General features: G+C 55.5%; 17 protein-coding genes. 8 read left to right on the top strand and 9 right to left on the bottom strand.

Annotated features, from left to right (window positions below; genetic code table 11):
• Positions 1-27 precede the first annotated feature (27 nt).
• The 3 genes from atpD (at position 28) to mgtE (ending at position 3,401) form a co-directional block, all read left to right on the top strand.
• The gene (gene atpD, locus ACFIOZ_RS21975) at positions 28-1,407 is read left to right on the top strand and encodes a F0F1 ATP synthase subunit beta (RefSeq protein WP_226248982.1); all 1,380 of its coding nucleotides are present in this window, start codon (positions 28-30) and stop codon (positions 1,405-1,407) included.
• Positions 1,408-1,431: 24 nt separating this feature from the next.
• Entirely contained in the window at positions 1,432-1,860 is a 429-nt protein-coding gene (locus ACFIOZ_RS21970) for a F0F1 ATP synthase subunit epsilon (RefSeq protein ID WP_226248983.1), read from the top strand.
• A gap of 158 nt (positions 1,861-2,018) precedes the next feature.
• On the top strand, positions 2,019-3,401 hold the full coding sequence (mgtE, locus tag ACFIOZ_RS21965) for a magnesium transporter (RefSeq protein WP_386081324.1): 1,383 nt from the start codon (positions 2,019-2,021) through the stop codon (positions 3,399-3,401).
• Between the two features lie 14 nt (positions 3,402-3,415).
• Here mgtE and ACFIOZ_RS21960 read toward each other — a convergent pair whose 3' ends face one another.
• Positions 3,416-4,609, bottom strand: coding sequence for a cation diffusion facilitator family transporter (locus ACFIOZ_RS21960; protein WP_386081322.1), 1,194 nt, complete (start codon positions 4,607-4,609; stop codon positions 3,416-3,418).
• A 232-nt stretch (positions 4,610-4,841) separates the two neighbouring features.
• On the opposite strand from ACFIOZ_RS21960, the gene ACFIOZ_RS21955 reads away from it, so the two are divergent.
• The 5 genes from ACFIOZ_RS21955 to nhaD all read left to right on the top strand — a co-directional run bounded on the left by ACFIOZ_RS21955 (position 4,842) and on the right by nhaD (position 11,818).
• Complete coding sequence (locus ACFIOZ_RS21955) at positions 4,842-5,642, top strand: undecaprenyl-diphosphate phosphatase (RefSeq protein ID WP_386081321.1); 801 nt, start codon at positions 4,842-4,844, stop codon at positions 5,640-5,642.
• A 107-nt stretch (positions 5,643-5,749) separates the two neighbouring features.
• Positions 5,750-6,853, top strand: coding sequence for an FAD:protein FMN transferase (locus ACFIOZ_RS21950; RefSeq protein ID WP_386084159.1), 1,104 nt, complete (start codon positions 5,750-5,752; stop codon positions 6,851-6,853).
• 1 nt (position 6,854) lies between these two features.
• Complete coding sequence (glmU, locus tag ACFIOZ_RS21945) at positions 6,855-8,225, top strand: bifunctional UDP-N-acetylglucosamine diphosphorylase/glucosamine-1-phosphate N-acetyltransferase GlmU (protein ID WP_386081319.1); 1,371 nt, start codon at positions 6,855-6,857, stop codon at positions 8,223-8,225.
• 142 nt (positions 8,226-8,367) lie between these two features.
• A complete protein-coding gene (gene glmS, locus ACFIOZ_RS21940) occupies positions 8,368-10,194 on the top strand; it encodes a glutamine--fructose-6-phosphate transaminase (isomerizing) (protein WP_386081317.1) in 1,827 nt (608 codons plus the stop codon).
• A 157-nt stretch (positions 10,195-10,351) separates the two neighbouring features.
• Positions 10,352-11,818 carry a sodium:proton antiporter NhaD gene (gene nhaD / locus ACFIOZ_RS21935; RefSeq protein ID WP_386081315.1) on the top strand — a complete coding sequence of 489 codons (1,467 nt, stop codon included), beginning with the start codon at positions 10,352-10,354 and terminating at the stop codon, positions 11,816-11,818.
• A gap of 133 nt (positions 11,819-11,951) precedes the next feature.
• On the opposite strand, the gene ACFIOZ_RS21930 is transcribed toward nhaD, so the two are convergent.
• The 8 genes from ACFIOZ_RS21930 to ACFIOZ_RS21895 all read right to left on the bottom strand — a co-directional run bounded on the left by ACFIOZ_RS21930 (position 11,952) and on the right by ACFIOZ_RS21895 (position 19,056).
• Positions 11,952-12,551, bottom strand: coding sequence for a CBS domain-containing protein (locus ACFIOZ_RS21930; RefSeq protein WP_386081313.1), 600 nt, complete (start codon positions 12,549-12,551; stop codon positions 11,952-11,954).
• Positions 12,552-12,734: 183 nt separating this feature from the next.
• Positions 12,735-14,120: an ATP-binding protein gene (locus ACFIOZ_RS21925; protein WP_386081311.1), complete on the bottom strand. Its 1,386-nt coding sequence runs from the start codon at positions 14,118-14,120 to the stop codon at positions 12,735-12,737.
• Positions 14,117-14,794, bottom strand: coding sequence for a response regulator transcription factor (locus ACFIOZ_RS21920; protein WP_386081309.1), 678 nt, complete (start codon positions 14,792-14,794; stop codon positions 14,117-14,119). Before ACFIOZ_RS21920 ends, ACFIOZ_RS21925 begins: the two co-directional genes overlap by 4 nt.
• A gap of 11 nt (positions 14,795-14,805) precedes the next feature.
• Positions 14,806-15,471: a hypothetical protein gene (locus tag ACFIOZ_RS21915; protein WP_386081307.1), complete on the bottom strand. Its 666-nt coding sequence runs from the start codon at positions 15,469-15,471 to the stop codon at positions 14,806-14,808.
• On the bottom strand, positions 15,468-16,295 hold the full coding sequence (locus ACFIOZ_RS21910) for an SDR family oxidoreductase (RefSeq protein WP_386081306.1): 828 nt from the start codon (positions 16,293-16,295) through the stop codon (positions 15,468-15,470). The genes ACFIOZ_RS21915 and ACFIOZ_RS21910 overlap by 4 nt, the downstream gene beginning before the upstream one ends.
• Positions 16,282-16,974 (bottom strand): TenA family transcriptional regulator, encoded by a 693-nt coding sequence (locus ACFIOZ_RS21905; RefSeq protein WP_386081305.1) that lies wholly within the window; start codon positions 16,972-16,974, stop codon positions 16,282-16,284. Before ACFIOZ_RS21905 ends, ACFIOZ_RS21910 begins: the two co-directional genes overlap by 14 nt.
• Positions 16,971-18,431 (bottom strand): AMP-binding protein, encoded by a 1,461-nt coding sequence (locus tag ACFIOZ_RS21900; protein ID WP_386081303.1) that lies wholly within the window; start codon positions 18,429-18,431, stop codon positions 16,971-16,973. The genes ACFIOZ_RS21905 and ACFIOZ_RS21900 overlap by 4 nt, the downstream gene beginning before the upstream one ends.
• Positions 18,415-19,056: a thermostable hemolysin gene (locus tag ACFIOZ_RS21895; protein WP_386081301.1), complete on the bottom strand. Its 642-nt coding sequence runs from the start codon at positions 19,054-19,056 to the stop codon at positions 18,415-18,417. The genes ACFIOZ_RS21900 and ACFIOZ_RS21895 overlap by 17 nt, the downstream gene beginning before the upstream one ends.
• Positions 19,057-19,102: the final 46 nt, after the last annotated feature.

Here is a 19,102-nt window from a genome sequence, read left to right as displayed (position 1 = left end):
ATTTGCAGGTTTTAGAGAGGAACCAAGATGAGCGGACGTATCGTACAAATCATCGGCGCGGTGATTGACGTAGAGTTTCCGCGGGACTCTGTGCCCAAGGTCTACGACGCGCTGAAGGTCTCCGATGTTGAGACCATCCTCGAAGTCCAGCAGCAGCTGGGCGACGGCGTGGTGCGCACCATCGCCATGGGCTCCACTGAGGGCTTGAAGCGTGGCATGGACGTGGCCAGCACAGGTGCCGCGATTTCCGTACCGGTAGGTAAGGAAACGCTGGGCCGTATTATGAACGTACTCGGCGAGCCGATTGACGAAGCGGGGCCGATCGGCGAGCAAGAGCGTATGCCGATCCACCGTAAAGCGCCTGGCTATGCCGACCAAGCGGCCTCTAACGAGCTGCTGGAAACCGGTATCAAGGTGATCGACTTGGTCTGCCCGTTCGCTAAGGGTGGTAAAGTGGGTCTGTTCGGCGGCGCCGGTGTCGGCAAAACCGTTAACATGATGGAGCTTATCCGCAACATCGCCACCGAGCACAGCGGCTACTCTGTATTCGCTGGTGTCGGTGAGCGTACGCGTGAGGGTAACGACTTCTATCACGAAATGACTGAATCCAACGTTATTGATAAGGTATCGCTGGTTTACGGTCAGATGAACGAACCCCCGGGTAACCGTCTGCGCGTAGCGCTGACTGGCCTGACCATCGCCGAGAAATTCCGTGATGAAGGCCGCGATGTTCTGCTGTTCGTCGATAACATCTACCGCTACACCTTGGCCGGTACCGAAGTATCGGCACTGCTGGGTCGTATGCCGTCAGCGGTAGGTTATCAGCCGACACTGGCTGAAGAGATGGGCGTTCTGCAGGAGCGTATTACCTCGACGAAAACCGGTTCAATCACTTCCGTACAGGCCGTTTACGTACCTGCGGATGACTTGACTGACCCGTCGCCGGCAACCACCTTCTCACACCTTGACGCCACCGTGGTACTGGCGCGTTCAATCGCCGAACTGGGTATCTACCCGGCGATCGACCCGCTGGACTCCACTTCGCGTCAGTTGGATCCGTTGGTCGTTGGTGAAGAGCACTATGCTACCGCGCGCGGTGTGCAAAACGTTCTTCAGCGCTACAAAGAGCTTAAGGATATTATTGCCATTCTGGGTATGGACGAGCTGTCTGATGAAGACAAGCTGGCCGTATCACGGGCACGTAAAATCCAGCGCTTCTTGTCGCAGCCGTTCTTCGTGGCGGAGGTATTCACCGGTTCACCAGGTAAGTATGTCTCACTGAAAGACACGATTAGTGGCTTCCAGGGCATTCTTGCTGGTGAATACGACGATATGCCGGAACAGGCCTTCTACATGGTCGGCTCCATCGACGAAGCCGTCGAGAAAGCCAACCAGATGAAGAAGTAATCCCGTCCATTAGGGGGATTCGCTATGGCGAATAGCTTTACTTGCAATATCGTCAGCGCTGAAGCATCCATTTTCTCAGGTACCGTTGAGCAGGTGATTGCTTCCGGGATGATGGGTGACCTGGGTATTCTACCCGGTCACGCTCCGCTGCTGACCGAGCTTCAGCCGGGGCCGGTTCGCGTGATTCATGATGATGGCAAGGAAGAGAACTTCTTTGTCTCAGGCGGATTCATGGAAGTCCAGCCGGATGTGGTGACGATACTAGCCGACGCCGCATCGCGTGCCAGTGACCTTAATGAAGCTGCTGCAGAAGAAGCGCGTCAGCAGGCGCTGAAAGCCTTTAATGAGAAGTCATCGGAGCTCGATTATACTCGGGCTGCCGCTGAACTTGCCGAAGCCGTTGCACAGCTGCGAACGATTCAGCAACTGCGTAAAAAGGCGGGTAAAGGCTAACAACCACGCATTTGGCGTGTGTCCAACGCCCCTTAGACCCGTACCAGGGTTTAAGGGGCGTTTTTTTGTTTGTCAGTATGATAAGTAAGTATATGGAATTTGTTAGTAGGTAGAATTAAGTCGGCAGTACGACGTCAGTTTGCGTGAAGGGGAGAGCTATGGCACTGAATGATGAAAGCCTACAGGAATTAAAAGCCGAGCTGCTCGACGAGTTGGCCAAGGAAGTACCGAGTAAAACGTTGCTCTCCTTGCGTTTGGCCGAAACCCGCTCTGCGGATATTGGCGAAATCCTCGAAGAGATGATTGAGGACGACGAAGAGCTGCCTGCGGCGCTCTCGCTGCTGGATATTCTCTCTGCTGAGCGTGCCGCTAACGTATTGGGCTATCTCCCAGGCGAGAGTCAGCTTGAGGTAGTTGGAAAACTGGATGATAGCCAGGTGCTCAAGCTGCTGGAAGAGATGGGCTCGGACGAACGTGCCGACCTGTTTAATCTGCTCAGTGAAGACCGCCGCGAAGCACTGCTGCGTCGCATGGCGCATCGCGAGCGTGAAGATCTAAAGCGGCTTGCCAGCTACGAAGAGGGCACCGCTGGCGCCATCATGACCTCTGACTATGTCTCCATAGCCAGTGGCATGACGGTGTCACAAGCGATGATGCGGGTACGCCAGACGGCGCCCGATGCGGAAACGGTCTACCAGCTGTATATTCTTGATAGCGACGGGCAATTGATCGGTACCATGTCGCTGCGTCAGCTTATGGTGGCACGCCCCGGTGCCATTGTTGATGACATCATGATCAAAGATGTCATCAGCACCCGGGTCGATAGTGCTCAGGAGGATGTCGCCCGAATTGTGGCGAAGTACGACCTGTTAGCGCTACCGGTGATTGATGCGGATGACCGTATGGTCGGCATCGTGACCCACGATGACGCCATGGACGTAGCCGAGTCCGAGGCCACCGAAGATTTTCACAAAGGGATGTCGATCGGCCAACTGGAAGATGGCGTAAGCCGCGTGAAGCTCTGGAGCCTATACCGTAAGCGGGTGTTTTGGCTGGTACTGCTGGTCTTTGCCAACCTGTTCTCGGGCGCCGGGATCGCCTACTTTGAAGATACCATTGCCGCTCAGGTGGCACTGGTGTTCTTTTTACCGCTGCTAATCGGCAGTGGCGGTAATGCCGGTGCACAGGCAGCCACGCTCATGGTGCGCGGTATGGCGACCGGTGACGTGGGTGTTAAAGACTGGGGGAAACTACTTGGCCGTGAGCTACTCGTGGCAGGCTCGCTGGGTATTACCATGGCGATTGCGGTAACGCCTATTGGGATCATGCGTGGCGGCGAGGCGCTAGCGATGGTAGTCGCCTTGAGTATGGTCACTATCGTGCTGTTTGGTAGCCTGTTGGGCATGTGCCTACCCTTTGTACTCGAGCGTTTTAAGGTCGACCCGGCAACCGCGTCGGCACCGCTGGTGACCACGCTGATTGATGCCTCTGGGGTAGTGATCTACTTCAGTATTGCCACCCTCATGCTATCCGGTCTGTAAACAGGCGGTTAAACCTAACGCATTGAGCTGCTTGCTGCGCGGGTAATAAACAGCACCTCTACGTGGCCAAGCCATTCGATATCGCTCGCCAGCGCTTTTAGCTGGCTGGCGAGACACTGGGGCGGCTGATGCACGGCGTCATCAATGATGAGCGATACGGAGACCTTGTCATCCAAGTAGTGCAACTGAAGTTCGTTCAGCGTTCGCCATACCGGATGCTTGTACCAGCGGGCATCCAGGGCAGCTTCAACTTCTGGTCGCAGCGGTAGGCCGGGCAGGCGGCTGGGATCACCTGCGCCAGCGTCGTCTTCAGGGTCAACGTGAAAGATCACATCGGTCAGTGCGGGGAATTCATGGCGTAGGCGGCGGCTCACTTCGTTGCCGATTTCGTGGGCTTCCGAGACGGTAATTTTTGGCCCCACCACCACATGCAAATCAACCATTACCCAGCCAGCCGATTGGCGGGTACGCAGGTCGTGGACGCTATCTACACCGGGTACGCTGCATGCAACGTCATGCATTTGATCCTGGACATCTTCCGGCAGAGCGGTATCGACTAGCTCGCGAGCAGACTCCCACAGTAAGTCCAAACCTACCTTGCCGACTAATAAACCTACGATGATAGCAGCCACAGCATCCAGCCAGCCTAAACCGAACTGGGCACCTACCAGTGCCACCAGCACTACGGCGGTGGAGAGCGCATCGCTGCGGGAGTGCCAGGCATTGGCCTCGAGTAACTTAGACTTTACCCGTTTGGCGACCCGCATGGTGTAGCGAAAAATCCACTCTTTGCTAAACAGCGCGATGACGGTAATCACGATTGCCAGCGCGCCTGGGGCGTTAACGTCGGTACCGCTAAACAGGCGATCCAGGCTCGACCAGGCAATCGCGCCTGCCACGAAAATCAGCACGCTTCCCAGTAGCAGCGTCGTCAGGGTTTCAATTCGACCGTGACCGTAGTGGTGGTCTTTATCGGGTTCCTGGCGCCCATAATGAATGGCCGCAAGAACAAAGCCGTCGGTGACTAAATCAGACAAGGAGTGAATGCCATCGGCGATCAACGCCGCTGAACCGACCATAAAACCGATGGTGACTTTGACGATGCTCAACAGGCCATCCAACCATGCACCTATATAGGTGACGCGTTTGGCTTCCTGGCTAAGTTGCGCTTGGTCGTGAACCACTGGCGTTTCGATGGTCTGAGTCATGGGTACCTTGCAAGGACGCACGCATTCAATAGATGCCTATTGTAGCGCACTCCTTATATCCTCTATAGCCTCCACTGCGTTCAAGCTGTGAAACGGCATTTTTGAGTGCCAGTGGCGGATAGTGTCAGTAAAAGCGTGCAAGCAAAAGCAGTGGCGGACAATGAATTAGCGGATGTGTATCCTTAAGCGCCATTGCAAACCATCAAATTGTTTTTATACACAGGATTTTTTTATGGATTGGCTCCAGGTGGTGGTGTTAGCGATTGTTCAGGGCATTTCAGAATTTTTACCCGTTTCAAGCTCTGCCCACCTGATTTTGGTGCCTGTTCTGACAGATTGGCAAGACCAAGGCTTAGCCTTTGATGTGGCACTACATTTAGGCAGTCTCTCCGCGGTCATCATCTATTTCAGGCACGAAATCTGGCAAATGATCACCAGCAGCCTGGCCGCCATCGGGGGGAAGGGCGTCAACGAGGATGCGCGGCTCGCCTTCTGGGTGACATTGGCCACTATCCCAGTGGGTATTATTGGTTTACTGCTGCACGATGTTATTTCTCACTATATGCGCTCTACGCTGATTATCGGCGTCAGTTTAATTGGTTTCGGTCTATTGTTGGGGTATGCCGACTGGCGTAAGCAGGGTACGCGAAGCGAGTATCAGCTGCGTTTAAGGGATGTACTGATTATTGGCGGCGCTCAAGCGTTGGCGCTGATCCCCGGCACGTCGCGCTCGGGGATTACCATTACCGCGGCGCTAATGGTGGGTATGAGCCGTGAGGGCGCTGCGCGTTTCTCTTTCTTACTGTCGATTCCGGTGATTGTGTTGGCCGGTGGTTTGGAAGCCATCGGTCTTGTTAATGCGCCGCAGTCTATCGATTGGGTCGCCATGCTAGTGGGTACGCTACTATCAGGAGTAAGCGCTTACTTGTGCATTCACTACTTCCTGGTAATTATAAAAAAATTGGGAATGCAGCCCTTTGTGATTTACCGCGTGCTGTTCGGCGCCTGGCTGCTGTGGTTCTTTCATTTTTAAGTGCGTCATTTTTAAGTGCTTCATTTTTAGGCAAGGCAACGATGAAAAAAATTAAACAGGAATTGTGTGCTGAACGCAGTACAAGGTGGCGACGTGCAGTGACCGTGATGGGCCTTCTGTTGGGCTTAGTGGTCAGTGTGGCCGGTTGCTCAGAGAGTGATCGGCCGCTGGAGCCTCCGGTACGCTTTGAAGGCAATATTTTTGGCACCTTCTATCAGGTGACCATTATGGATCCGCTCACTCAAGGCGAATCCCTTGAGCTGGAAGAGGGTTTCAAAGCAGAGCTGGAGAGCGTTGATCAGTCGATGTCCACCTACCGGGATGACTCTGAACTGATCGCGTTTAACGAGGCCCCGTTGGAGGAGTGGCAGCCGCTCTCTAATGAGCTGATTGAGGTGTTGGCGATCAGTCAGTCAGTGGCTGAAGCCAGCCATGGTGCTTTTGATATTACTGTAGGCGACCTGGTTAATCTTTGGAGCTTTGGCCCTGGCGCAAGGCCTGAAGAGGTGCCCGCTGATGATGTCCTGGCCGAGCAGCTTGCCCAGGTAGGGTTTGATGCAGTGGAGGTCGATACGCAAAATATGCAGGCACGGCGTACTCGCGATGTATTTGTCGACCTGTCTGGCGTCGCGAAAGGCCATGCTACCGACCGGGTAGCCGCATACCTGAATCAGCAGGGTATAGAGCACTACTTGGTTAATTTAGGCGGTGATCTGATTGCACGTGGGGTGCGTGATGAAGACGAACAGACGCCTTGGCGAATTGGCATTGAGGTACCCGAGGATGGTCAGCAGCGAGCCCAGCATATTATTCCACTAGAGAGTATGTCAGTGGCCACCTCGGGTGATTACCGCAACTATTTTGAAGTCGACGGCCAGCGTTTCTCGCACACTATTGATCCGCGTACGGGGCGGCCAGTGACTCATCAGCTTGCATCGGTGTCGGTATTCCATCCTTCCAATGCCTGGGCGGATGCCTGGGCGACTGCGCTACTGGTGGTAGGCGAACAGGACGCTATGCAGATGGCGATTGAAAATAATCTGAAGGTACTGATGTTGGTTCGGGATGACGAGCAGTGGCGTAGTATTGCCAGCCCTGAATTTGTTAACTACTTCGGTGAAACGTTGGTCGATGAGCTGGGCATAGAGCAATTTTCAGTTGCTCCATTAACAGCTACCACCTCCGACGACCAACCGGTAACAGGTGAATAACATGCAAGAACTGGATATTGTCATTCTCGCTGCGGGAAAAGGCACGCGGATGCACTCACAAATACCTAAAGTGCTTCACACCCTGGCGGGTAAGCCCATGGTTCAGCATGTGCTGGAGACAGCCTCTGGGTTGCAACCGGATCGCACCCATGTGGTGATTGGCCATGGCGCTGACCAGCTTCGCGAAGCGCTGGCAGAGCAGCCCGTAACGTTTGCCGTGCAGGCCGAGCAGAAGGGCACTGGGCATGCGGTGTCTCAAGCGCTTGAACGGTTGGGCAGTGGCAAGGTGCTAGTTCTGTACGGCGATGTGCCGCTGCTGCAGCGGGACTCCCTCAGTGAACTGTTAGCCTATGTGGATGAACAACACATGGGGCTGTTGACGGTAACGCTAGACGACCCCACTGGTTATGGGCGTATTGAGCGTAATGATGCAGGCGATGCGGTGGCGATTGTCGAACAAAAAGATGCCAGTCGTGCTCAACTCGACATCACTGAATGCAATACTGGCATCATGGCCATGACCAGCGCACAGCTTAAACGCTGGTTGCCACAGCTCTCAGACAATAATGCCCAGGGTGAGTACTACCTGACCGATGTGATAGCCCTGGCCGCAGCCGAAGGCATCAAGGTATGCACCGCCCAACCGGCTACCGCCGTGGAAGTGGAAGGCGTTAACAACAGAGCACAAATGGCCCGCTTGGAGCGCGTTTATCAACGCCAGTTGGCTGATAAGTTAATGGCTCAGGGGGTAGCCCTCGCCGACCCCGAACGGCTTGATGTACGTGGGCGTTTAACCTGTGGACACGATGTGTTTATTGATGTGGGCTGCGTATTTGAAGGCGAGGTTGAGCTAGGTGAAGGCGTGCGGGTTGGCCCTTACTGCGTGATTAAAAATAGCACCATTGGTGCGCAAAGCGCGATAGATACCCACAGCGTGATAGACGGCACCGTGGCAGCGGGCCTAAATCAGATCGGACCCTTTGCGCGGCTACGCCCCGGTACGCGCATGGCGGTAAAAGCCAAGGTCGGCAATTTTGTTGAAACCAAAAATGCCGACGTGGGTGAAGGTAGCAAAATCAATCACCTAAGCTACGTTGGTGATGCTCGCTTAGGACGTGACGTGAATGTGGGAGCAGGCACCATTACCTGTAATTACGACGGGGCGAATAAGCACCATACTGACATTGGCGATAATGCCTTTATCGGTTCTAACACTGCTTTGGTCGCGCCTGTTTCGGTAGGCAAAGGTGCCACCATTGGCGCGGGATCCACGATTGCCAAAGATGTCACCGACTACGCCTTGGCCGTCACCCGTGGCCGCCAGTTAGAAAAAATTGACTGGCTGCGCCCCAGCAAACGTATAGAGCCATAGCTCTAAAAACATAGCTTTTAAAAAACATAGCTCTAAAAAAACATAGTGCTAAGAATCATTAAAAAGCCGTATTCCTATCTCACCGCCAGGGTAATACCGTTTTAGGCGTTTTATAGGTTCGTAAAAACTCAGGAGAGTCGTTATGTGTGGCATTGTGGCCGCCGTTGCCCAGCGCAACGTCCAAGAAATTCTATTAGAAGGACTAAAACGCCTGGAGTATCGCGGCTACGATTCGGCCGGTATGACGGTGTTGAGTGAGGGTGTATTAACTCGTCATCGAGCGCTTGGTAAAGTGGCAGCGCTTGCGGCACGGTTGGATACTGCCTCACTACCGGGTTTTTCGGGCATTGCCCACACCCGCTGGGCAACCCACGGTAAACCCTCTGAGGCCAATGCACATCCGCATCACAGCAGTGATCAGGTTGCCGTGGTGCACAACGGTATTATTGAGAATTACGAGCCGATAAAAGAAGGCTTGCAGCGCAGTGGCTATGTTTTTAGCTCTGAAACTGATACCGAAGTGATTGCTCACTTACTCTCCGAAAAACTGGCTGACGGCCTAACGCTGTTTGATGCTACCCAGCAGATCGTTAACCGCTTAGGCGGTGCCTACGCGCTGGGAGTCATGTGTGCTCAACAGCCGAGCGTAGTGGTTGGCGCGCGCCAGGGTAGCCCGCTGGTGGTCGGTGTAGGTATTAATGAGGCCTTTTTAGCCTCTGACCCACTGGCATTGCTGCCGGTGACGGATCGCTTTATTTACCTTGAAGAGGGTGATCTGGTTGAGCTTCGCGATCAAGGGGCCATTCGCATCGTGGATCGCCAGGGTAACGACGTTGAGCGTCCTATCCATACCTTTGAGCACGGCGATGGCGCGGCCAGTAAGGGCGAGTACCGCCACTATATGCTCAAGGAGATTTTCGAGCAGCCAGCGGTGATTGAGGCAGCATTAGAGGGACGGCTGAGTGCTCAAAGTGTGTTAGTAGAGAGCTTTGGCCCGGATGCGCTGGCGCTTTTCCAGCGCACTCGCCACGTCCATATCATTGCCTGTGGCACCAGCTACCATGCGGGGCTGGTGGCGCGTTACTGGTTAGAGCGCTACGCGGGAGTGCCGGTGCAGGTCGAAGTGGCCTCCGAGTATCGCTACCGCCACCCAGTGGTGCCTGACGGTACGCTGTTTGTCACCCTCTCCCAGTCCGGCGAAACCGCCGATACGCTGGCCGCGCTGCGTTTTGCTAAAACCCTCAACTACATTGGCTCGCTGGCGATCTGCAACGTGCCCGGTAGTTCGCTAGTGCGTGAGTCTGATATTACTCTAATGACCCGCGCAGGCCCTGAAATTGGCGTGGCCTCCACTAAAGCCTTTACCACTCAGCTTATAGCGCTAATGCTGCTGACGCTTTCGGTCAGTAAAGCTAAAGACCAGGCCGACTACCCAGATATTATCGCGGCACTGCGCACGCTGCCCGAGGTGTGTCAGCGGGTGCTGGCGCTGGATGGCAACATCGAAGCGCTTTCCCAGGCGTTTGCGGAAAAACAGCACGCCTTGTTTTTAGGGCGTGGGGCTCACTATCCGATTGCCCTGGAAGGGGCGTTAAAGCTCAAAGAGATCTCCTATATCCATGCCGAGGCGTATCCCGCCGGGGAGTTAAAGCATGGCCCGCTGGCGCTGGTGGACAGCGAAATGCCGGTGATCTCGGTCGCCCCCAACGATGACTTGCTTGAAAAGCTAAAATCCAACCTTCAGGAAGTCCGTGCTCGCGGGGGCCAGCTGTTTGTATTTGCCGATGAGAGCGTGGGTATCGATACTCAGGAAGATGTTCGCGTATTGACCCTGCCGCATGTTCACGAAGCGCTTGCACCGCTGCTGTATACCCTGCCGCTACAGCTATTGAGCTACCACGTAGCAGTGCTCAAAGGCACCGATGTAGACCAGCCCCGTAACCTGGCCAAAAGCGTAACGGTAGAGTGATTTAGGCATCAGACTTTATATTGAGTTAAGCCAATAAAAATACTTTACAAGATGCGGCAATACGTCGCATCTTATGCGCAACCGTTGCGTTGCAGCATGTGGTTAGGGTGCTTATTATCGTGGCGGTCTTTCTCCCTCCTGATTGGATAACACTGCCATGAAACCACCAAACGTCCTCGTAACCCGGCATTATGCTAGCCGGGTCGCTTGGCTGTTGCTCGCCTGCACGCTTTTTGTCTTTCCTTCTCTCTCTTATGCCGCCGCCGGGCCCCTTGATCTTACTCTTTCGCTTGCCGGTATCTCTTCTGTCGTGATCTTCGTACTCGCCTATGCGTTGGTGATGAGTGAAGAGCTACTGCATATGCGTAAGTCTAAACCGGTACTGGTCGCGGCGGGGCTTATCTGGGCGCTAGTGGCCTGGGTCTACGTACAAGCGGGGATGCCGGAAGAGGCGGAAACCGCCTTCCGCGAAACGCTGCTTGAGTACGCTGAGCTGCTGCTGTTTTTGCTGGTGGCAATGACCTATATCAACGCCATGGAAGAGCGCCGTGTATTTGATGCGCTACGTTCTTGGCTAGTGCGCAAAGGCTTTAGCTATCGCACTCTGTTCTGGATTACCGGTGTCATGGCATTCGGTATTTCGGCGATCGCCAACAATATGACCACTGCCATGCTGATGTGCGCTGTAGTGCTCAAAGTGGCTGAGGGTGATAATAAGTTCATTGGGCTTTGCTGTGTCAACGTCGTGGTGGCTTCCAACGCAGGGGGCGCCTTTAGCCCGTTTGGTGATATCACCACGCTGATGGTATGGCAGGCGGGACAAGTACCGTTTGAAGGCTTCTTCGCGCTGCTGATCCCCGCGATAGTTAATTTCATGGTGCCTGCGGTGATCATGAACTTCTTTATTGTTAACCGCCAGCCTGCCTCCCTTAAGGAAAACGTCTGGCTCAAGCGGGGCGCTCGGCGCATTATCGTACTGTTTTTGATCACTGTAGCGATCTCGGTGCTGTGTCACTCGATTCTCTACCTGCCGCCTGCCATGGGCATGATGTTTGGTTTAGGCCTGCTGCAGTTCTTTGGCTACTACCTGCGCCGCAGCCTGCCACGTTCCCTTGAGCGCAAGCGGGAGCGCTACTCTCGCCGGGGTGATTGGAAGAAGCTGGAGCAGTTGGGTAGCGTGGTACCCTTCGATATTTTCAGCCGTATCGCCCGTTCCGAGTGGGATACGCTGCTGTTCTTCTACGGGGTTGTCATGTGTGTCGGTGGCCTGGGTTTTATGGGCTACCTCAGTCTGCTCTCCGAAACGCTTTACGGTAGTTGGAACCCAGTGTGGGCCAATGTGGTCTTGGGGCTTATCTCGGCGGTGGTGGACAACATCCCGGTGATGTTCGCGGTACTCTCCATGGCCCCGGATATGAGCGAGGGTAACTGGCTGCTAATAACGTTAACCGCAGGTGTGGGGGGGAGTTTGCTCTCCATGGGCTCTGCTGCAGGTGTTGCCCTTATGGGCCAGGCGCGCGGCATTTATACCTTTGCCGTTCACCTTCGCTGGGTACCCGCCATATTGTTAGGCTATGTCGCTAGCATTGCCGCACATCTTTGGATCAATGCTGGTTTGTTCTAGGCGATCTGTTTCCAAGAATAGTGTTACGTTAACAACTTAAACGCCCTTCACCGAGGAATCGGTGAAGGGCGTTGGCATTTTATGTATTCAGTATTTGAAAGCGATTAATTTAACAACCGTTAGCGGTGAGACGTTAAAGGTCGTGACCGGTAATGACCTGGCAAATGTCGGCGAAACTTTTCGCCATAGGCACTGGGTTAATCTCTTTACCCACCGCATTTTGGATATCGCTTGCTGAAATAATGCCGCGAATTCTAAGTTCGTGGTGATCATTTTGCTCAGTGATTAACAGGTGCTGATCGGTCACCGCTTCCATCGACAGTACCAGATCCTCAATGGTGAGCGAGGCCAACTGGGCGAGGGGCATGGCGCTAAGCTTGTGCCACGGCGTCATAATCATTTCGGCAGTTACCTCATTGCGGGTGAGGTTACGCTGCTGCATGGCGATGTTAATACGCCGAGTACCAATCACTTCTTTCGAGGTAATGATGCCGATACAGTGTGCTTGATGATCCATCACGAACAGCAGTCTTACGCCGCCATAACGCATCTTCAGGTGTGCTTCGTCGATGGGGGTATCGGCATCGACGGATTGAGGTATTACTTGGGAAAAGTCGGTCAGCACGGTCATGGCTGGGCTAGTAGGCTGTAGCCGACGCGCCGCAGGTTTGGCGAGTAGCGGCGCTGAACCGAGTTGAATTAAGGGTTTCGGTGAAAAGGTAACTTGGTTCATCAGGGGAACCTCCATATGGAGAAAAGGGGGAGCCGTGGGTATCTGGCTCACCATGCATCTCCACAGTTGCACGCAATTCTTATCGCAACCTTAAGGGAGGCGTAAACTGCCACTGAGTACACAAAGAAAGTGTTAGGGCCTGTTAAAGTTTCAGCGCGGCCGCGCGTGAAATGTCAACAGGCCCTAGTCCTCTCTTGGGCGCTGGAGATAAATTCGTACGCGCAAGCCTCGACTAGGAGCGTCGTCAAGCTGGAGGGTGCCACCGTGACGTGTCACCAATCGCTCAACAATGGAAAGCCCTAACCCTGAACCCGCGCTGGAACCCGCGCGTTGGAAGCGCTCAACCACTTTTTTGCGTTCACTAATCGGTATCCCCGGGCCCTGGTCATCCACCGTCAATTGAAAGCTATGTGGGGTCGTCGCTAGGGTGATGCTGATGACACTTTGGTTAGGCGAGTGTTGGATGGCATTACCGACCAGATTCTGTACCAGGGTTTCAATGGCACCGGGCTCTTCTAACATCGACCAATCTGCCTGCTCATCAGCATTTAACAGTAGCTGCTGTTCGCGCTCAGCGGCCAGCGGCGAAAGCTTTGCCAGTGTTTCACGCACTTCACTAAGCAAGTGGCTCGTGCGGTATTCAGGCTGCGTTTCCTCTTCAGGCTCCAGGCGAGCCAGTGTTAAGAGTTGCGTAACCAAGCGCGTGGCTCTTGCAACGCCGCCACGAAGGTGGTTGAGAGCCTCTTGACGATCTTCAAGATTATCGGCAGTCAGAGCATTTTGGGCGTGTAAATCAAGCACTGCTAAAGGGGTACGCAACTCATGGGCTGCATCGGCAATAAAGCGCTTCTCGCGCACGCGCATTATGCGGATTCGCTCTAACAGCCGATTGAGCGCGCCGGCGATAGTATCTAGTTCCTGGGGCAGTGGGCTAAGGGTGAGGGGGTGTAAATTATGCGGATTACGATTGCGAATTTGCTCGGCCATGCGCAACAGCGGTACCAAGCCCCAGCCAATAGACCACCACAGCAGGATGGTGAGTAGCGGCAAGCCAATCAGGTCGGGTAGTAATGTGCGCAACGCGACGGCTCTGATCAGTTCCCCGCGAACGTCTTTGCGCTCGCTCACTACCACGCGATTTAATGAATCCGGCACCTCAAGGACATACACTCGCCAATCGTGCTCCCCCACGGTGAGTGTTGAGTAGCCGACAGGCTGCTGAGCAAGAGGCGTTTCAGGGGCGCTCGCAGAGCGCAGTAGTAGACGATCGTCCTCCCACAGTTGGAAGGCTAATTTGCTTTCGTAGCGATGGCCCGCAAAGCGTTTGTCAGAATCGCGAGCGCGTTGTAATGCGCTCTCTAAGCTGTTAATTAACACATTGCGGTCGGTATCTGGCAGCGGCGCCTGTAACAAGCCTTCTAGCAGACGTGCATTCTGGGCTAAGCTGGCATCGTAAAGCTCTTCTATTTCATGGGCGGCATAACGGTAGCTGACAAAGCCTATGAACAGCATGCTTAGGCCAAATACCAGTAGCGATAGCCCCAGGGTACGTTGTCGAATTGATGTCATACGTCATCCTTTGACGGCTTATCCATGACATAGCCAATGCCACGCACCGTGCGAATGACCTCCGTGAATAGCTTGCGGCGTAAATGATGGATATGAACCTCAATGGCATTGCTCTCCACATCTTCATCCCAGCCGTAAACCAGCAGGGTTAATGTATCGCGGGTAAATACCCGGCCTGGGTGGCTCATAAACTCTTGCAGCAGCGTGAGCTCGCGTCGCGATAAACTGACATCTTGTCCTTGAAAGCTAACGGTTAAGGTATGCGGATCCAGGCGAATCCCACGGCAGCTGAGTATACTGCTGACTTGGCCCTGGCTACGCCTTAGCAAGGCGCGTAGCCGGGCTTTCAGCTCCGCCACTTCGAAAGGTTTGGTTAAATAGTCGTCGGCGCCCGCGTCTAGCCCCGCGATGCGGTCATCCACTGCATCGCGGGCAGTCAGTACCAGAATGGGCACTTGGCTGCCTTGGCGCCTGACAGCGTTCAATACCGCCATGCCATCCATGCGCGGCAGCCCCAGGTCGAGAATCACCGCATCAAAGGGTTCACCCTCTTTTAGCGCATTCAGCGCGGTAGCTCCGTCGCTAAGATGATCCACGGTGTAGTGCTCGGGCTTCAAGGCCAAGCGGATACCCGAGGCCAGGCTTGGGTCATCCTCTACCAGCAAAATGCGCATAGAGCTCCTTCCTATTGAAGTTCTGACAGCAATTGATGGATGTCGTCGCGGCGGCCACTGTCCGCCAGTTCGCGACCAGGACGGGGCGCTGCCAATAAGGCGTGCTCCAACGCTTGGCGTGCTTCTGCATCGCGACCCTGCTCATGTAAATAGTCGCCCCAGAAGTAGAGACTGTCGATACCTTCAGGATTAATCGCAAGGGCTCTTTGCAAATGCCACTCAGCTTTTTGTTCATCGCCAAAGCCGAGTGGCCAGCCGGGAACCTGATAATAGAGCGCACCCAGGCTGGTATAGGCTGAACCATCAAGCGCCAGCGGGTTCAATTCCAGCGCAATTTCAAGCTCCTTTTTAGCCTTTTTTACCAGCCCCAGCGCGCTCAGCCCGCCGCTGGCACCTGCTTCTGTTGAGCGGATAATACCGGCCCAGATATGCAGCTCGGCGGCGTCTGGGTAGCGTTCGACGAGCTGTTCAGCTTGGTCACCCAAGCGGCTGAAGGCTTCCGCCTGCTCGCCTGGTGGCAGCGTATAGTTAATTTCCGCCCAACGCTGCTGCAGCTGAGCAAGCGATGCGGCAGCCGTCGCGCTGTCACCGTCACTGGCGACGCCCTGAAGGCTAGCCAAGCCAATGGCGCTAGCCAATAGCGCAGTACGCAGCGTTTTGAAAGCTGGCATGATCATGAGGAAGACTCCTTGGTGGCAACGAACCGGCGAATGACAGGCAGTTGACGTAACAGGGCGCGGTCAACAGCGCCTGGCCATAGTGTATTGAGAAGGGTAAAAAAACGTTCCGGCAGTCCAATCTGCAACTCCTCGCGCTGCTTCTCTACGGCGCTAACAATCGCTAGGGCGACGGCGTCAGGAGAGTCGACAGTGTTGCCCAGCGCTGCATTGAGCGCCTCGGTTTGTGCTGAGTTCATGGCAGTACGGGTTGCCCTGGGGGCGATATACATGACGCGCACGCGGGTATCGGCCAGCTCACGGCGTAACGCCTGGCTAAAACCGCGTAGCGCGAACTTGGTTGCACAGTAGGTAACCTGGCCTGGATAACCCAGTCGCCCAAAGGTCGAGCCAATGGTGATAATCGTTGCTTGGGAACAGGCCATCAGTTGAGGAAGTAGCGCATGAGTCAACTGCAGTGTGGCAGTCAGATTAATCGCTACCAACTCTTCGATATCGCTGTCGCTGGTGGAGTCGAAGAAGCCCTGCTGATTGCTGCCGGCGGCATTAATCAGCATGTTGCAGTCCGCCAACTGGGCTGCATTTATCAGGCGATTACGGTCGTCTGTGCTGGTCAAATCGGCACTAACGGCAGTGATGTGGTCGGGAAAACGGTCAGCCAGAGCCGTCAGCACCTCTTGCTTACGCCCACTGATCAGCAACTGTGCGCCGCGCTGTGCCAACACTTCAGCAAGAGCGTGACCGATGCCGCCGCTGGCACCGGTGATCAGCACCCGCTGTGCCGCCCACCCGCCAGGAAAAACTCGTTTGCTAGGCCAGTGCATGGCTAAGCTCCTCCACCGCACTGCTGCCTGAGCAACGCGCTTCTATACCTCTAAACATCGCGCCATACAGGCGATAGAACATGTTGGCGCTATCAATCACCACGGCGAGATCATCCTCGCCTAACTGGTTTATCTGCTCTTCGAAAAAGGCCAGATGACCAATATCCAGGCTGCCGTGGGAGGTAAGGTAGCGCACGGCGCTCTTAGGCAGCGACAGGCTGGCCTGGAGGTGCTCGGCGGCCTGGGTGGCAAGCGCTGTGCTGGTGCCTTCCAGTACCTGTACCATGCCGAAGAACGCTACTGGATTGCCATGCTCGACCGCGTCGCGAATCCAGGCCACCATTAATCGCGTGGCTGGGTCTGGCGTGGCAGTGGTTACGGCCTCAGCATCCCCCCCCGCAGCGCGGATATCGTCCAGAATCCACTGCTCGTGGCCGTGCTCCTCTTCGATGTACTCCACCAGCGCCGTGCGTAGCCAGTCGAGCCGGTCGGGAAGCCGTGCGCCGCAGGCCATCATTAGCGGCACAGTAAAACGGACGTGATGGTAGGCCTGACCGAGAAATTCGAGATACTCCTCCAGGGTGACACGGCCCGCCAAGGCACGGTTGACGATGGGGGTCGCCAGTAGCCAGGTACGTGCTTCATGGGTAGCGTCTTGCAGCTGTTGGTAAGCGGTCATGATATTGCTCCTTCTTGTGAGAGAGTCGCGGCAGCCGTTAGCCAGTGGCCATAAGCGGCTAGCAAGGCCTCGCGACGTAGGCGGCCATTGGCCGTAACTTGCTGGTTATTGGGGGTAAAGGGGGGCACGCGCTGCCACTCATGTACCTGGGCGTAGTCGGGCAAAGTGAGGTTTACTGCCTGAATGGCAGCATCAATCTGAGCATCGGTCAGTTGGGTCGTGGCGGGAACAATCAGCGCCCGGTTAGCAGGCAGGGTCTCGCCGTATACCATGGCCTGGGCAATGGCGGGCTGAGTGCAGAGCTCGCCCTCTACCCACTGCGGGTTGATGTTTCTGCCATAGGCTGTAATGAACACCTCCCGCTGACGACCGCTAAGGGTGATGGTATCGCCCTGCCACTGGCCGGTATCCCCGGTAGCGTGCCAATCACCGCTGGGAGGCTCACCGAGATAGCCCAGCATCAGGGCGCCCCTCACGTGTAGTTGGCCGTCTTGATCAATACGTACCTGAGCATGGGGCAATGGGCGGCCAACGCCGCAGCTTGGCTCTCCAGGGCGATTAAGGCACACCACCGAAGAGCACTCAGACAAACCGTAGCCTTCAAACACTGGCCAACCTCCCCCCTGAGCATGGGCGAGCAGGGTATTGGCTACCGGTGCCCCGCCCACCGCCACAAAGCTCAGACTATGGGGGGAGGTCGGAGCATGGCTAACTAACGCCTGCAGCAGCTGTGGCACCAGAATCATGCTGTTAGGCTGGTAGCGGGCGATAGATTCCAGGGCGATAGGAGCACTGAAGCCGCTGGCGCCCTGCCAGCCTAGTGAGGTCAAACTGGGTAGCACGCTGCATGCACCTAACCACAGTGGCAGATAGAGCCCACCGATGTTTTCGAGTAGAGTTGCGAGCGGCAGCATGGCCAGATGGCGGTGTATGGCGAGCGGTTCGACCACCGCCGCCAGGCTCTCGGTCACCGTTAGCAGCGCTGCATTATCCAGGCACACGCCCTTGGGGGAGCCACTGGTACCGGAGGTAAATGTAATTCGCGTGGTGCCTGTAGGTAACTGGGGCGGCAGTTCGACCTGGCGCTGGGCAATTACCGCATCACCAATGGGCTGAAAACCGTAGGCCTCTCCACCGTGGCCAATCCAGCTATCCAGGCCTGCCTGGTCAACGATATGGCGGCGCTGCTGGTCGCTGAAGAAGTCAGGAATAGGCACCGCGACACACGCTTCCATCATCAGTGCCAAATCCCATAGAGCCCACTCCAGCCCATTATCTAGCGCCAGTGCAACACGCCGTGCGCCAGCAGTGCGTAGCCGTTGGCGTCGCTGAGCAATGTGATGAATGACCGCGGTATACGAGAGACGCTGTTCGCCATCGCTAAGTGCGGTACGCTGGGGAGCATGGTTAGCGTGGTGGTCGAGGCGTACCATCAGCGCGTTAGGCAAGTCGAGCATGCATCATCTCCGCTGCCACCATGTCAGCCAGGATTGGCTGCGCTTGAAGTGTCTGCATGGCACTGCGTAGATCGCCTGCCATGACCCATGGGCGATGCTGGTAATAGCGCCCCCAAAGATGCGACTCTTCGCCCAGTCGGGTAGGGTCGGCAGGGGTGATAGGCTGTGGGGATAACCCTAGGCGGCGCAACCCGTTGGCAACCTCGGGAGTAGCGGTAAACAGTAGCCAGGCGATACCTTCAGTCGCCAATTGATGGGCCAGGAAGATAAACAGTTGGCGCTGCAAGCCGGGGCGCAGGCTAGCCAAGTTGCCTATTTCGGCAATCTCCCGACGGGCAAGTGTCTGCTGAAACCCATGGTTAATAACCTGTTCGGCCTTGCCATCCAGGTAGCGCTCCAGAAAGAGCGGCCCGCTGCTGGCAAGACGCAGTCCCACTGCCGCTTGCGGCTGTTCCGCTTGCCAGAGCCCAAACAGGCGCGGCAGAAAATGCTGGATATGAGCGCTGTGCTGCTGGGCAAAGCGTTGCTGAATCAGTTGCTGAAGCGCCGCTTGCTCCTGCCAATTGAGGGCCTCGTGCCAATTCAGCCTTGTTAGCGCTGTGGGGAGTGAACGTAGGCGAGCCATCGGATGATCTCCATCATGTTTTCCGACACTCTGGGCGGGATAACTT

The organism is Vreelandella sp. F11, assembly GCF_042466685.1.
In the GTDB taxonomy this organism is placed as follows: Bacteria; Pseudomonadota; Gammaproteobacteria; order Pseudomonadales; family Halomonadaceae; genus Vreelandella.
Note: the sequence above shows the minus strand (reverse complement) of the source record. Positions and strands in the feature narration are given on the sequence as shown.